The organism is Aeromonas sp. 55A, from assembly GCF_051919665.1.
Lineage (GTDB): Bacteria > Pseudomonadota > Gammaproteobacteria > Enterobacterales > Aeromonadaceae > Aeromonas > Aeromonas veronii.
Window position 1 is genome coordinate 18,508 of record NZ_JBQBEH010000005.1, and the last position, 14,162, is coordinate 32,669.

Below are 14,162 nucleotides of genomic sequence, written 5' to 3' on the forward strand. Positions count from 1 at the left end.
ATCACCCCGCAAGAGTCGAGATTGGCACTCCGGTCGATTCTTGCCTGATAGGGAGGAAACCCCATGGCCGTATTGCGCAGCCTTGTCACCACACTCGGCTTGAATGCGGCCCAGTTCAGGGAAGAGCTGGCCCGTTCCCGTCAAGACTTCACCTCGTTCGGCGGTCATATCGTGGCCGGTGGCAAGGTGGTGGCTGGCGGGATCAAAACCGTTATCACGGAAGTGTTTTCCCTGCGCAGCGCCCTGATCGCCCTGGGCTCTGGCGCCGCGCTGGCGGGCATCAAGGCGGCTTATGACAACCTTGATCAAACTGCCAACCTTGGCCGCAACGTAGGTATCGCCGCGCAGCAGTGGCATGCCTACGCCCAGGCCGCCGAGTGGGCAGGCACCAACGGCGAGCGCCTGGCTGATGTCGTCAAGGACTTGAACGTCCGCATCTCTGATGCGGCCAAAACCGGCGGCGGCCCGCTGGCTGACTTCTTCAAGCAGATTGGACAGTCGGCGCAAGAGTGGGCGGCGATGGCGCCGGATCAGCAGTTCCGCCGCTTCTCGGAAGAGCTGCAAAAGATGAGCGCCGCCGATGCGCGCTTCTGGCTCGATGAGCTGAATGATGCCGCCGCCGAGCTGTTCGATACCCTCTACACCAACAAGGGGGAGCTGTTCCGCTTTGCCGATGAAATCAACGGCATGGGGATGGCGCTCTCTGGCGGCCAGTTCGCCGCCGTGCGGGAGGCGCGTCAGGAGATCCAGCGGCTGATGTCGGTCATGGGTGCGCTGTGGGAGCAGGTGAAGGCGAGCATGGCCCCGGCCATCGCCGAGGGCTCCCGCCTGATGCGCCAGTGGATTGTCGATGCGGCCGAAACCAAGGGCGGCTTTGCCGAGCTTGGCAAGGGCATTGCGCTCTATGTCATTGACGGGGTGCGCTCTGCCTCGCTGGCCCTTGAGCAGTTCATCCGCAACATCGACACCACTCTCGAAAAAGCCTCGCTGGTGTTCAATATCGGCACCGACCCTGAAACCCGCAACGGTTACCTGAAAGCGGCGGCGGCTTACTCTGCCGCCCGTATGGACTACAATGAGGCGCTGAACGATTACCAGGATGCGGGAGAGCCAGACGCCATGCTGGGGCGGCTGGATGAGCTTGGTACCGCGATGCAGCTCGCCAAGGGCGACATGGAAGCCTTCTTGTCGCAATCCAGCTCTGAGGGGTGGGCAACCTACTTCCAGAACCTGGACACCTTGAAGCAGTCCATTCAGAACGCGGTGACCAGCGGCGGTGATGGCCCGACCCCGCTGCCACCCCCTGGCAGTGCGCCACGCGGGGTGGTGGAGATCCCTGACGATCCAAAGACCAAAACCAAGAAGAAAAAAGCCACCAACTGGGGGCCGGTCGATTCGTTCCGGCAGGAGAACAAAGCCATCGCCATGGAGCTGGATAAGCGGCTCCAACTGCTGGACAACAGCAACAAGGCGATGGCGGGGGTCGATCAGCAATACTATGACGCCCGCAACGTGGCCCGCATCGAGCAGTATGGCGCCTCGGTCATTGAGGAGCAGAGCCGCTGGCAGCAGTCGCAGCAGCGCCTGCAACAGCAGTATGCCCAGGCGTATGACGCGGCGGCCGGTCATAACGATCTGCAATTCCAGCTCCAGATGGAGTACCACGCCAGCCGCGAAATGCTGGAGCAGGATCACCAGTCCCGTCTCCTGCAGATCGAAAACGACCGGGTGAACAAGCAGAGGGAGTATCAGGCCAGCGTCAGCGCCGAGCTGCTGAGCTTCACCCAACAGTCGATGAGCATTACCACCTCGGCACTGCAACAGGCGGGCCTTGAGCACTCCGGTGTTTACAAGGCGCTGTTTGCCATGCAGAAGGCCGCCGCCATTCCCTCGATCATCGTATCGACCGAAGAGGCAGCGGCCAAGGCGCTGGCCGCCTTTCCGCCGCCCTACAGCATGCCGCTGGCGGCCAGTATCAAGACGATGGGTTACGCCTCTGCTGGTATCGTGGCAGGGCAGGCCATCGCCGGTCTGTTCGACAAGGGCGGCTATATTCCGGCCAACCAGTTCGGGATCGTCTCCGAGCTGGGTGACGAGTTCGTCAACGGCACCCTGGTTCGTGGCCCTGCCAATGTGACCAGCCGCCGCGAGTCCGCCGCAATTCTTGACCGTGCCGCCGGGCGTGGCCAGTCGGGTGAGGGGGTGACGATTATCCAGCACATCAGTGTCACCGGTTCCGGTGACGAGGCGCTGGCCAATGCGATGCGCTCGGCGGCAGAGCAAGGCGCCGAGGCCGGGGCCAAGCGGGCATATCAGATGGTTGTCGAGGATGTCTCGAACTACGGCCAAATTCGCAGATTATTAGGGTGATATCGCTATGTCAGAGGTAATTGATTGGCCGGTAGACCTGATCCCGAGCGACATGGGGTTGGGGCTGGAGACCATGACCAGGACGTTTGAATCCCCATGGACGGGGTCGGTGCAAACCGCCGACTCGCCGGGGTCGAAGGTGGTGATGCAGGTGACGTTCAGAAACCTGCCAGCCGACAAGGCCCGCCGTCTTGAGGCGCTGATCTTCTCGCTAGACGGTCAGCGCGGGCGGGTCAGGATGTGGGATTTCGCCGCCCGTCTGGTCGGCTCTCCCCAACCGGTGCATGGCGCCCCGATGGTGACCGAGGCGCTGGCCATGCGAACCAGTTTGACCAGTCGCGGCTGGACGCCAAACACCCTGGTGCTGTGCCGTGGTGACTGGGTGCAGGTGGGGGATGAGTTAAAGCGGGTGATTGCGGATGTCACCTCTGATTTGAGCGGGGCCGCCCTGATCAGGGTTGCCCCCATGCTGCGGGCCAACCATCCATCCGGCACCCCGCTGGTTGTTGACCGGCCCTGTGGCGTGTTTCGCATCAAGGATGACAAGGCCGCCACCTTTAACCGGGTGCCTGGTGTGTTCACCGATGTATCCCTCTCGTTCACGGAGGCATTCTATCCATGATTGTCGGCCTTGATCCCGAGGTGATGGCTGCCCTTAACCTGCCCCATGTGTCGGCGCTCTACGCGCTCAAGCTAGATCTGGTGAGCGGCATCAGCCGCATTCACTCCGGTCTCGGTGAGCTGGTGATCGGCGGCGAGACCTATTACGGCGTGGGCTCGATGGGGGCTGTCAGCCCACAGAAAGAGCAGCTGTCCACCTCGCCAACCAAGCTAAACGTCAGCCTCTCCGGGCTCGATGACAGCATGCTGGCCGAGGTGATGCGCGAGCGCATCGTTGACCGGATGGCCTGGCTCTATCTGGTGGTGATCGGCCCCGCCGAGGTGCCGCTCAAAGCCTGCCTGCAGTTCAAGGGGCGCATCGCCCAGACCCCCGTCAAGGCGGGCAAGACCAACACCATTCAGCTCACCATCTCCAATATCTTCGAGGATTGGCAGAAGGGGCTGAACATGCGCAACACCGACGAGAGTCACCGCCGGTTGCACCCCGATGACCGCTTCTTTCGCTACCAGAACGAGATGGCCGACCGCTCCATCTACTGGGGCAGCAAGAAGGACGCCCCGGGGTTTATTTACAAGGACTAATCATGCGCCACCCAGATTGGCAACTCCGCATCATCCAGACCATTCAGGCCGCCAGCGAGCGGCCTTTTTGTTGGGGTGAAAATGATTGCTGCCTGCTCGTGGCGGATGTCTGTCTGGCGGCCTGTGACAAAGACCCGGCGGCCGAGTATCGCGGGCGCTATCGCACCGAGATCGGCGCCAAGCGGGTGCTCGCCAAAACCCACGGCGATATCCCCGCCGCCCTCGATGCGCTGTTTGCGCGGATCCCGGTGGCGATGGCCCAGCGCGGTGATGCCCTGGTGTTTGACGGCCCGCAGGGCCAGACCGCCGCCGTGATGTGGGCCGGTCAGGTGTGGGCCATGACCGAGCAGGGCGCCCGCCCCATTCCTGACGCTGTTCCCCTGTTTGCCTGGAGAGTCGAGTAATGCCTGCTGCGTTTATTCCTGTCATCGCCGGTGCCGCCGCTGGTGTGGGCTCGGCCCTGGTTGTCTCAACGGCGACCGCGATCGCCATCGGTTCGGCAGTGATGAGCGCCACCATGATGCTCACCATGAAAAAACCGAGTCTTGGCGATTACCGCGGCGCCAGTGAACGCAGTCAGGTTATGAGGGCTGCCGCCAGTGACAAGGTCTGTATCTATGGTCGGGTGATCTCTTCCGGCTTGCTTAGCATAGCTGCAGAGGAGGCGGGCGAGCAGGACGAGGGCGAATGGCTGCACCTTGCCCTGGTGTTGGCGGGCACCAAATTAAGCCGCATCGGTGATATCTGGCTCGGCGATGATCTGGTCGGCACCTATGGCGATCTGGTCAGCTGGGAGCTGCATGCCGACCGCCAGACCTGTGACCCCTATATGCTGGAGAAGTGCGCCGACTGGAAGTCGGACATGATCGGCCAGGGCATCACCTGGTTGCGCCTCTCGCTCAAGTTTAACGCCGAGAAGTTCCCCGCCGGTCTGCCCAATATCAAGGTCGAGAAGTTCGGCAAGGAGGTCTGGGATCCCCGCGATGGCCAGTGGAAGTGGAGCGACAACAGCGCCCTGGTGATCCTCGACTACTATCGCAGCTGGCTTAAGGTGCCCGATGACGAAATCCGTATGGACGAGTTTATCGTTGCCGCCAATATCTGTGATGAGATAGTCACGGTCGCCGATGGCAAGGTGGAGCCGCGCTATACCACCAACGTGGAATTCGACCTGACCGAGCCCCGCGCCAAGGTGCTGGAAGCCCTGCACATGGCATGCTGCGGTCAGCCGACCTATATCGGCGGCAAGTTCGGCATCCTGGCCGGGGCCTACTATGGCCCCGCCAGTGATGAGCTGCGCCACCATCAGCTGGTCGGCGATCTGGAGTTGCTGCCGGAGCCATCGAGCAGCGACAAAATCAACCAGGTGGCGGGCACCTTCGTTGACCCGATCACCTTTAAAAAGACCGACTTCCCGGCGGTCATCGTGCCTGAGTGGGTGGAGGAGGATGGCGGCGTCCCGCTGCTGGAAGATCTGGATTTGCGCTGTGTCACCAGCGAGTACCAGGCCCAGCGCATCGCCAACATCATCCTGCGCCAGCGCCGCGCTGCCCGCACCATCACCTGCTCGGTCAACCTCTCTGGCTGGCGCTATCGCCCCGGCCAGACCATCCGGTTTTATCTGCCTGCCCTTGGCATCAATGGCCCAGAGTTTCGCGTCACCGATTGGGCATTCAGCCTGAACGGCGGGGTAGATCTCACCCTGCGCGAGGATTCACCGCTGTTCTGGGCCGATGCCATCGGCAAGCCGATGGAGCGCCCGGAGATCACCGAGCTGCCTACCGGCGGCGTGGCGATGCCGGATCAGCTGCGCTATGACGTGGAGACGGTCGGCGAGGTGGTGCAGGGGGTGCTCACCTGGCGCAACAGTGGCACCGTCAATTACAACCAGGTGATCGTGCAGCGCATCGAGCCAGGCAAGGCGCCGGTCACCGTGCTGACCGCCCAGGTGCCGGGGCAGTCATGCCGGGTCAATGGGCTGGCCGCTGGCAACTATACCGCCATGGTCAGGGCGCTGGCGCTGACCGGTGCCGCCTCACCGGTGGCGGCGGTCAACTTCGTCATCGCCGCGCCAGCCACCCCGATCGGAGTGGAGGTAGAGGCGGGCAACTGGACGCTGGCGTTTCGCCCCAAGTTTGCGGGCGGCGATGGCTATGGGGTGCTTTGTGAGTGGTGGGTCTCGACCATCAATCTGCCGATCGGCGAAGTGATGGAGAAGGCCCGCGCCGCTGGCATGGGCACCTATATGCAGTTCGGCCAGCTCAAGCCGGACACCACCTATTATGTGTGGCTGCGGGCGGTTAACGCTTATGGCAAGTCGGCCCTGCTGGCTGCCAGTGGCAAGACCACCTATGACGCCTCATCCATTCTCGACATCATTGACGGGGAGATCGGCGCCGAGCACCTGCGCGAGGAGCTGCGCAAACCCATCGAGCTGATCCCCGGTATCAGCGAGGGGCTGACTGATCTCGACAAGGTGGTGCAAGAGATCAAGCCGATCGCCGATCGGGTGCCTGAGCTGGATAGCAAGCTGGTCGGGCTGGGTGATGCGCTGGCCGCGCTCGATGACCGCTCGCAACAAACCGAAGATCTGCTGCGCGATGAGCAGGCGAATCTCGGCGAGATGGGCATCAACAACGCCCTGCAGCAAGACAAGATCCACAGCAAGATTGACCGGGTGCAGTCCGAGATGGGCGACCTGCGCGATGCCATTTTTAGCGTCAACCCCGAGAACGGTCAGATCGAGATGGACGCCGTGCGCGCCCTGCGCGATGAGACCCACGCCAGTTTCACCCAGGTCAATCAGACGCTCGATGCCGTTAAGGGCACCATTGCCACCAAGGCCGATCACACAGTGGTTGATGCCCAGGGGGAGCGGCTGACCGAGGCCGAGCAGGTGCTCGATGGCATCAACGCCAGACTGGCGCAGACCGTCACCAAGTCGGAGTTCACTGACGAGCAGGAGCGACTGACCGAGGTCAGCAACTCACTGGACGCCACCAAGGGCGAGCTGGCCCAGAAAGCCGCCCAGTCTACCGTGACCGCCCAGGGTGAGCGCCTCGCCGCTGCCGAGCAGAAGATCACCGCCAACAGCGATGCCACCTCTGCCCTGGCGCAGAGTGTGGCGGGGCTCAAGGCAGAGGTCGCGCAGGGTGACGAGTTGCTGACAGCGACCATCACCGAAGTGGCGCGGGTCAGCGCCGAGGCTGACAAGGTGACCGCCGAGCGGGTCAGCGGACTGGAAACCCGCACCGATACCGCCGAGGGCAAGATCCAGGCCCTGGAGCAGATTGTCGAGGATGACGGCGGGATCACCGCAGGTCGCTTTGACGAGATCACCGCCGCCCTTGACCTGACCGCCGCCGCTGCCGAACAGGCTGGCCTTGCCGGTATCAACAATGCGCTGGCCGGTGAGGGGAGTGAGCAGCGCGCCCGCCAGGCCGAGGCATCTATCCGCCGCGATCAAAAGGTGCAGCTCGACATGCACCAGGCGCTCGCCAGCGAAGTGACCGAACTCAAGGCCAGCTTTGAGGGTGAGCAGGCCAACACCTCTGCCAACTTCACCAACGTTCGGGAGGTGATTGCCGGGGTCGAACAGGCAACGGCCCAGCAGTTGAGCCAGATCAAAACCGAGTTTGAAGAGGGGGATCGCAAGACCAACGCCGCCCTGCAGGAGACCAGCAAGGCGCTCAGCGATGCCGACAAGGCGCTCGCCGAGCGTGACGAGCTGCTGCAAGCGGCCATTACCGAGGGGGATGAAACCCTCAGCGCCGCCATTCAGGAGACCAACCGCGCCCAGGTCGAGGGTGATCAGGCGCTGGCCGAGCAGATCGGACAGCTCAAGACCGAGACCGGATCGCAAGGGGCCGCCATCACCACCCTGGCCAAGGTCGTCAGCGACAACCAGCAGGCGAGCGCCGAGGCGCTGGAGCAGCTGGAGGTCAAGACCGACCAGACCAACGCCACCGTGGGCAGCCTCTCCGAAGTGGTGGCCGAGCAGGGCAAGGCGCTGGCCGCCAAGCAGGATGAACTGTCATCAGAAGTTGACCTGACTGCGCTGGCCAATATCGGCAACGCCCTGGCTGACGAGGCGGGCGAACAACGCGCCCGCACCGCCCGCGCCGCGATCGTTCACCGTCAGGAGACGATGGCAGACGAACAGCAGGCGATGGCCAAGGAGCTGACCCAGCTCACCGCCGAGTTTGAAGGGGAGCAGGCCAGCACCAAGGCGCAGTTTACCGAGGTGCGCGAAGTGGTGGCGGGGGTCGAGCAATCGACCGCCCAGCAGTTGAGCCAGATCAAAACCGAGTTTGAAGAGGGGGATCGCAAGACCAACGCCGCCCTGCAGGAGACCAGCAAGGCGTTCAGTGATGCCGCCAAGGCGCTCGCCGAGCGTGACGAGCTGCTGCAAGCGGCCATCACCGAGGGTGACAACACCCTTGGAGCTGCCATCCAGGAGACCAACCGCGCCCAGGCGGAAGGTGATCAGGCGCTGGCTGAACAGCTATCGACCCTGAAAGCCGAGGTAACGAAGGGGGATAGCGCCCTGAGTGCCGCGATCTCTGAAAGCAACCAGGCGCGGGTTGACGGCGACAAGGCCAACGCCGAGAAGATTGACCAGGTGCAGGCCGTGGTTGATGACACCTCGGCGGCGGTGCAGACCGTGGCATCCGCCGTGGCGGATCTGGAGGGGGATGTCGAGGCTGGCTGGTACACCAAGGCGCAGATCAACGGCGAGGGCGGCGGCTTCGGCCTGTCGGTCAAGCTCAACCCTGACGGCTCGGTGCTGACCAGCTTCCTGCTCGATGCCGATGTGTTTGCCGTGATGTCGCGGGCAACGGGGGTATCGTCAAAGGTACACCCGCTGGTCGTCAAAAACGGCAGCGTCTACATGAACCACGCGCTGATGGACACGGCCGAGATCGGCAACGTGATCGCCAAGTACATCAACGTCCAGCATCTGAAAGGCACCCTGATCGAGGGCGGCTCTTTCAGGGGGGGTGATCTCTGGTTGGGCGAAAATGCCAATGGCCAGTTCAGTGCCTACGGCAAGCGCTGGAATGCGGGCATTGATTCGCTCGGCCGCTTCTATGGCTCTGAAGTGTTCTTTACCAGCGGTACATTCCAGGGAAACGTGCTGGCCAACTCAGGCACCTTCCAGAATGTCACCATCAGGGAGAACTGCCAGATCCTGGCTCAGCTGTCAGCGGCTCGAATCGTGGGTGATATCACCAAGGTTCGGGTGTTCGACTTGCCAGCAAAGAGCGGGATCATTATCCAGCCAGGAACGGCTGTGACGATGGTTCAGTGTTATTTCGATGCGTCCCCCTACGATCAGGAACTGACGATGGAGGAACTCGCGGTCAGGATAACCCCGTATGACGAGGGGGCGACCACGGCGCGAATTTACGCTCAAGCGGCTGGGGCGGCTGCGGTTCTTATTGCAGTTGCCACGACCGGTTCAAGCCAGACGCCGATATTTGAAAAGATCCCGGCTTGCACCATCTCCATTCCTGCAGGGTCATCGTCACTGGTCATCTATTACGTGGCCGAGCGGCGCTCAAACTGGTCTTTCTATGCGCAGAGAAAGACGTTTTTCATCAACAAAAAGGGCGGCGGATTTTCCGTCGGCTAACACCACCACACCCGGCCCAGCGCCGGGTTTCTTTTTTTCAGTCTCAGGAGCCCAGCAATGGCAGGACTTTGGCAGCGCACCGGTAACGTGACGGTGACGAATGGCAGCCGTACCGTCACCGGTTTTGGCACCAAGTGGAAAACGGGCACCCTTCCCATCCAGAAGGGTCATGCCTTCTATGGCCCCGATGGGGTGGCGAACGAAGTGGATACCGTGGTCAGCGATACCGAGATCCTGCTTGTCGAGGCATATCGCGGCGGGACGCTGGCCAATCAACCCTACAAGATCGACATCACCCGCACCTCGACCATCAGCCAGTTTTCTGCCGAGCTGTCGGCCCTGGTGGGCAAGTACCGCACCTGGTTTGATTCCATGATGACCTGGCTGACCGGCTCGGGGGATGTGGGCATTCTCAACCCGGACACCGGCGCCACCGTCACCATCCCCAGCTGGAAGAAGGTTGCCAGCGAGGGTGAAGGCCAGGCGGCCCGCGCCAAGCAAGAGGCGGACCGGGCGAAAGCCGCAGCAGACAGCATCAATCCGGAAGCCGGCGCAGGGAAGCTGATGCGTGTCGGCGGCCCTGCGATCCTGGACTCGGAGCGTTACTCTCTTGAGCGGGCAACCGGCGGCAGCCAGACCATCATTCGCGACAGCGCTGGCAACGCCAATGCTATGTTCGTGCTGCCGCGCTTCAGCTACGCCGACCTCGGCATGACCGCCGATATGGGCACTGGCGATGTGACGGCGTTCGATTTTGGCAGCGGCAGCATCAAGAGCGAGATATTCATCGGCGCCTATCTTGCGTCCGGCTCCGGCGCTGTCAGCGCGCCGCGGCAAGATCCCCGCGCCTCGCTCGATCACACCGCCGCCCGCAACGCCTGTAGTGCAAAAGGCGCAGGCTGGCATCTGATGACGGCGCACGAATGGGCGGCAATCGCCCTGTGGTGCATGGCCAACGGCTACGAGCCGATTGGCAACACCAACTGGGGGCGCAGTCATGCCAAGACGTGGATTGTTGGCGACCGGGCCGACAACCGGGCACCTGGCGATGGCGCCGGTACGGGCCGGACGCAAACGGGCTCGATGGGCGCGGAGGCGACACATAACCGCACGCCCATCGGCATCGCCGATCTGGTAGGCAACATATGGGAGTGGCAGGACGGGTTCCTGCTGCAAGACGGCCGCTTCAAGCTGTCTGCCTTTAACGCCCAGGCAGAGGCCGACTGGGCCTTTACCGATGCCTACCTCGATGCCTCATCCCCCACAGGGGGTAGCCCAATCCTCTCCAATGCCATCACCAATCGGCTCGGCGCCATCGGCGATAATGCCAACGCGGGCAACTCCGCAAACAGCGACTGGCGGATCATGGCCAAGGCGGGGGGCTATGTGTCCAATCAGGCGCTCAGGCGCCTGCTGATCGAGCCGGCCACTATCCTGCCACAGGGGCGCATCTATATGCGCAATTTCGGCGAGCGACTCCCGTATCGTGGCGGCTATTGGAACAACGGTGCCGCTGCCGGCCTCGCCGCTGTGGATCTGAACAATTCCCGCGCGTACGCGCACACGAGCATTGGGTTTCGCCCCGCCTTTGCTTGAGCTTTGGGCCTTGAGTTTTGACGGCGCCGCGATAGCGGCGCTTAGGTAAATCAGGATTGATATGGATAAACAACCGCTCGTTATCGAGCAACGGATCCGCGATATGATGCAGTATGGGTATGTCGCCATGCGGCAGTTCCCGAAGGCGGAGCGCCACGTGCTGGCCGCAGAGATCAGGTGCAGCATGTTGACACTGCTGCGGTTGGTCATCACGGCGGCCAAGCGTTACCACAAAAAGACCACACTCACGGATCTCGATGTTGAGTTAGCCGTGTTGCAAAATCAGGTCAGGCTCGCGAAAGACTTGGCCTACCTGCCAATTAACAAATACCAACACTGGAGCGGTCTCAATCTCGAGATCGGCAGAATGATCGGCGGCTGGCTCAAATACGAGCGAGCCGCCTAATCATGGGCTCCGACATCAAGCGACTCCCGTATCGTGGCGGCAATTGGAACAACGGTGCCAATGCCGGCCTCGCCGCTGTGAATCTGAACAATTCCCGCGCGAACACGAACACGAACATTGGGTTTCGCCCCGCCTTTGGCAGCAGCCAGAAGGCAACACCTCACGGGGCGTTGTCCAGTGCATTATCAAAGGGATGTCGATGCCTCGGCTATCGCCGAAAAACTGAACAGGCGGCACCGGTGCGCCGGGCCGCCGACTTTAAGGCCCTCATGTACGACCAAATCATATCGTTTGACAATCTGCACCAGGCTGCCCTGCGCTGCCTGTGCGGAAAACGCACCTCGCCCGCCGCCCTGCGCTACATGCAGCGCCTGGAAGAGCACCTGCACGACACCCACAATCATCTGCTGCACGACAGCTATCAGCCCGGCGGATACGAGGAGTTTTATGTTTTTGAGCCGAAACAGCGCCTGATCTCGGCACCCCGCTTCGTGGATCGAGTTGTCCACCGGGCGATCATGAATGTACTGGAGCCAACGCTTGACCCGCGCTTTATATTCGATAGCTACGCCTGCCGCAAAGGCAAGGGGGTACATGCCGGGGCAAACAGGGCACAGTGCTGGATGCGGGCGATCAGGCAAGCTCACGGCCCACTATTCTGCCTGAAGGCGGACATCAGCAAGTATTTCGCCAGCATCGATCACGCCCGCCTCAAGGCGATCTTGCGCCGCCACATCCACTGCGATCGCACGCTCAGGCTGCTCGATGCCATTATCGACTCGAGCCCAGGGCGGCCGGGTGTCGGGATCCCGCTCGGCAACCTGACAAGTCAGCTGTTTGCCAATCTCTATCTCAACGAGCTGGATCGCTACGCAAAGCACGATCTCGGCATCCGGTACTACATCCGCTACATGGATGATTTTGTGGTGTTGCATCACGACAAGGCGCAGCTGCACACATGGCGCGCGCGGATCGAGGCGTATCTGTGGAACAGCCTGCGCCTGACAACCAACAGCAAGACCCAGGTATTCCCTGTCGGCCCGGAGGGGCGAGCGCTCGACTTCCTGGGCTACCGCATCTACCCCACCCACCGCCTGTTGCGCAAAAACAGCATCAAGCGCATCCGCTACAAGCTGCGCCGCTTCAAACGGGCGATAGCGGCAGGAAGGCTAACGGCAGGCGACTGCCGACCATGCATCCAATCGTGGTGTGCGCACGCCGCGCATGCAAACACCTGGCGGCTGCGCTGCAGCCTGTTTAACATTTCGAGCGGGGCAAATAGATGAGCTACTTATATGACGGCGAAACGCACGACAACTACGATCCGGCCTTTATGGCGAAGCTGGGCATGAGTGAGGAGGTCATAGCCTCCGTGCTCGCCCAGCACAACTATGAGCTGACAGAGGGGCAACTGGCGCGCCGCCAGCGCGCCTACGAGGCGGAGTCCGACCCCCTTTTCTTGGAGTGGCAATACGACAAGACAGCAGCGGCCGAGCAGGCATGGCGCGACAAGGTGGCGGAGATCAAGCTGCGCTACCCGGTGGCCCGTGGGGCGGAAGAGTGATCGTCCGTCTCGAGCCCATCACGGCGAGCGTGGTCGCCGCGCTGCTTGGCTGGGCATGGAATACCGCCACGGCACCCGGCCCCGTCTGCCAGGTGCAGGAGGTTCACCAGGGCAAAACCATCCTGGTGCCGCGCCCCTGCGCCGAGGTGCTGCCCAAGTAGTGTCGAACCCCGCCCCGGCCATGTGCCGGGGCTTTTCTTTTTTCGGCTTGCCCGTCAGGGCGGTCGGTGCCAAAATTGCCTGTATAAAAATACAGTGCCAGCCGGGAGGGTTGCAGATGAGTGGAGATAATGTGATGGGTGATCAAGATGATCAGGTGATCGCTTCATCTGGATCATATACGATAGGGCGACTCGCTCAGCGTTTGGCCAGCTTGCTGCCGTTACTCGGCCCGGATGTGTGTGATGCGGTGATCACCAAAGAGATCACCCTCGCCGCCCAGGAGGCGGCCATATTGGCAGCAGCAGAAAGCTGATCTTATAGTGAGATATGACCTTTTGAACTTATCACATTTTGTGCTAGAGTTGTGGTCATAGGGTCTCGGAGCGTCCGAGGCGGAAGATTAAATCTGGCAGGATTCCAAAATGACGAAAGCCCGCCTTGCAGGGCGGGCTTTCTGATTCGATTGCACCAGTAAGCTAGTAAACAAACAGATACAAACGACTAATCGCAAAGTCAGTTTACTGGAGCAGCCGATAGTTGGCAACCTTGCCGCCACTTTTTTAGGCGGAAACATGACTTTTTCAGTGGCCCATGATGGGCTGAATGTGTGCTCAGGCAACAGATGCGGCCACAACCCGACAGCCCCGCGATTCCTTGTGCAGTCTCATGTGCAGAATATGCCAAAGTTTATCGCCCGCTCCATCGATCTCGTTGAGCACTATTACTACCGCCTCAAAGATCTGCCTCAGCTGGACACCCTGAACCCGCACCGCAAGAAGCGCTCGGAGCGCCGTGAGTCGATCATTCAGGTGCTCAAAGTGCTGCTCAAATATACCGATCTGGTTACCCTCACGGTCGGCGTTCCGACCAAGGATGGCCGAGTTGGCTTGAGCTTGAAGCGCCTGCAGGGAGAGACCACCATCAGCTGGCCACGTTTCAAGCGCGCCATCGCAGACCTGCAGGCCGCCCGCCTGCTCTCCATCAGTCAGCCCCGTATGACCAACTCGGCTGGCCAGGTGCGCGGTCTGGTTGGCATCAAGGCTATCTCCACCCGACTGTTTGCCGCACTCAAGATCGATTTCTGGTTGCGCCGCGAGCGTGAGCGCGCCTCCAAGCGCCAGCGCGCCAAGGCCAGCACGTCAGGTGCAAAGCAAAGCAGCTTCTATCGCCTGCCGTCCGCGCCATGCAAGAAGCCGGTAGAGGCTCCTGCCGTGGTTGAGCAGCTT

The 14,162-nt window shown here is 61.7% G+C and carries 12 protein-coding genes; all 12 read left to right on the top strand.

The window, feature by feature from the left end; genetic code table 11:
• Positions 1-63 precede the first annotated feature (63 nt).
• On the top strand, positions 64-2,370 hold the full coding sequence (locus ACTG2G_RS03095; protein WP_439985176.1) for a hypothetical protein: 2,307 nt from the start codon (positions 64-66) through the stop codon (positions 2,368-2,370).
• Positions 2,371-2,377: 7 nt separating this feature from the next.
• Positions 2,378-2,992, top strand: a complete 615-nt coding sequence (locus ACTG2G_RS03100) for a hypothetical protein (protein ID WP_270659397.1) — start codon at positions 2,378-2,380, stop codon at positions 2,990-2,992.
• Positions 2,989-3,573 carry a hypothetical protein gene (locus ACTG2G_RS03105; RefSeq protein ID WP_439985177.1) on the top strand — a complete coding sequence of 195 codons (585 nt, stop codon included), beginning with the start codon at positions 2,989-2,991 and terminating at the stop codon, positions 3,571-3,573. Before ACTG2G_RS03100 ends, ACTG2G_RS03105 begins: the two co-directional genes overlap by 4 nt.
• 2 nt (positions 3,574-3,575) lie before the next feature.
• Complete coding sequence (locus ACTG2G_RS03110; protein WP_439985178.1) at positions 3,576-3,977, top strand: DUF6950 family protein; 402 nt, start codon at positions 3,576-3,578, stop codon at positions 3,975-3,977.
• Positions 3,977-9,208: a phage tail tip protein J-related protein gene (locus tag ACTG2G_RS03115; protein ID WP_439985179.1), complete on the top strand. Its 5,232-nt coding sequence runs from the start codon at positions 3,977-3,979 to the stop codon at positions 9,206-9,208. The genes ACTG2G_RS03110 and ACTG2G_RS03115 overlap by 1 nt, the downstream gene beginning before the upstream one ends.
• A gap of 57 nt (positions 9,209-9,265) precedes the next feature.
• On the top strand, positions 9,266-10,804 hold the full coding sequence (locus tag ACTG2G_RS03120) for a hypothetical protein (RefSeq protein ID WP_439985180.1): 1,539 nt from the start codon (positions 9,266-9,268) through the stop codon (positions 10,802-10,804).
• 61 nt (positions 10,805-10,865) lie between these two features.
• Positions 10,866-11,210 carry a diversity-generating retroelement protein Avd gene (gene avd / locus ACTG2G_RS03125; RefSeq protein WP_270806083.1) on the top strand — a complete coding sequence of 115 codons (345 nt, stop codon included), beginning with the start codon at positions 10,866-10,868 and terminating at the stop codon, positions 11,208-11,210.
• Between the two features lie 2 nt (positions 11,211-11,212).
• Entirely contained in the window at positions 11,213-12,496 is a 1,284-nt protein-coding gene (locus tag ACTG2G_RS03130) for a reverse transcriptase/maturase family protein (protein WP_323914498.1), read from the top strand.
• On the top strand, positions 12,493-12,774 hold the full coding sequence (locus ACTG2G_RS03135; protein WP_439985181.1) for a hypothetical protein: 282 nt from the start codon (positions 12,493-12,495) through the stop codon (positions 12,772-12,774). Before ACTG2G_RS03130 ends, ACTG2G_RS03135 begins: the two co-directional genes overlap by 4 nt.
• The gene (locus ACTG2G_RS03140; RefSeq protein WP_439985182.1) at positions 12,771-12,935 is read left to right on the top strand and encodes a hypothetical protein; all 165 of its coding nucleotides are present in this window, start codon (positions 12,771-12,773) and stop codon (positions 12,933-12,935) included. Before ACTG2G_RS03135 ends, ACTG2G_RS03140 begins: the two co-directional genes overlap by 4 nt.
• 116 nt (positions 12,936-13,051) lie before the next feature.
• A complete protein-coding gene (locus ACTG2G_RS03145) occupies positions 13,052-13,249 on the top strand; it encodes a hypothetical protein (RefSeq protein WP_439985183.1) in 198 nt (65 codons plus the stop codon).
• A 364-nt stretch (positions 13,250-13,613) separates the two neighbouring features.
• Positions 13,614-14,162 (top strand): hypothetical protein (locus tag ACTG2G_RS03150; protein WP_439985184.1); only part of this gene is annotated, 549 nt, incomplete at its 3' end.

Coding starts and splice junctions, on each gene's coding strand:
- ACTG2G_RS03110 (WP_439985178.1), top strand. CDS start 3,576: ATGCGCCACCCAGATTGGCAACTCCGCATCATCCAGACCATTCAGGCC.
- ACTG2G_RS03115 (WP_439985179.1), top strand. CDS start 3,977: ATGCCTGCTGCGTTTATTCCTGTCATCGCCGGTGCCGCCGCTGGTGTG.
- ACTG2G_RS03135 (WP_439985181.1), top strand. CDS start 12,493: ATGAGCTACTTATATGACGGCGAAACGCACGACAACTACGATCCGGCC.
- ACTG2G_RS03100 (WP_270659397.1), top strand. CDS start 2,378: ATGTCAGAGGTAATTGATTGGCCGGTAGACCTGATCCCGAGCGACATG.
- ACTG2G_RS03120 (WP_439985180.1), top strand. CDS start 9,266: ATGGCAGGACTTTGGCAGCGCACCGGTAACGTGACGGTGACGAATGGC.
- ACTG2G_RS03145 (WP_439985183.1), top strand. CDS start 13,052: ATGAGTGGAGATAATGTGATGGGTGATCAAGATGATCAGGTGATCGCT.
- ACTG2G_RS03130 (WP_323914498.1), top strand. CDS start 11,213: ATGGGCTCCGACATCAAGCGACTCCCGTATCGTGGCGGCAATTGGAAC.
- ACTG2G_RS03095 (WP_439985176.1), top strand. CDS start 64: ATGGCCGTATTGCGCAGCCTTGTCACCACACTCGGCTTGAATGCGGCC.
- avd (WP_270806083.1), top strand. CDS start 10,866: ATGGATAAACAACCGCTCGTTATCGAGCAACGGATCCGCGATATGATG.
- ACTG2G_RS03105 (WP_439985177.1), top strand. CDS start 2,989: ATGATTGTCGGCCTTGATCCCGAGGTGATGGCTGCCCTTAACCTGCCC.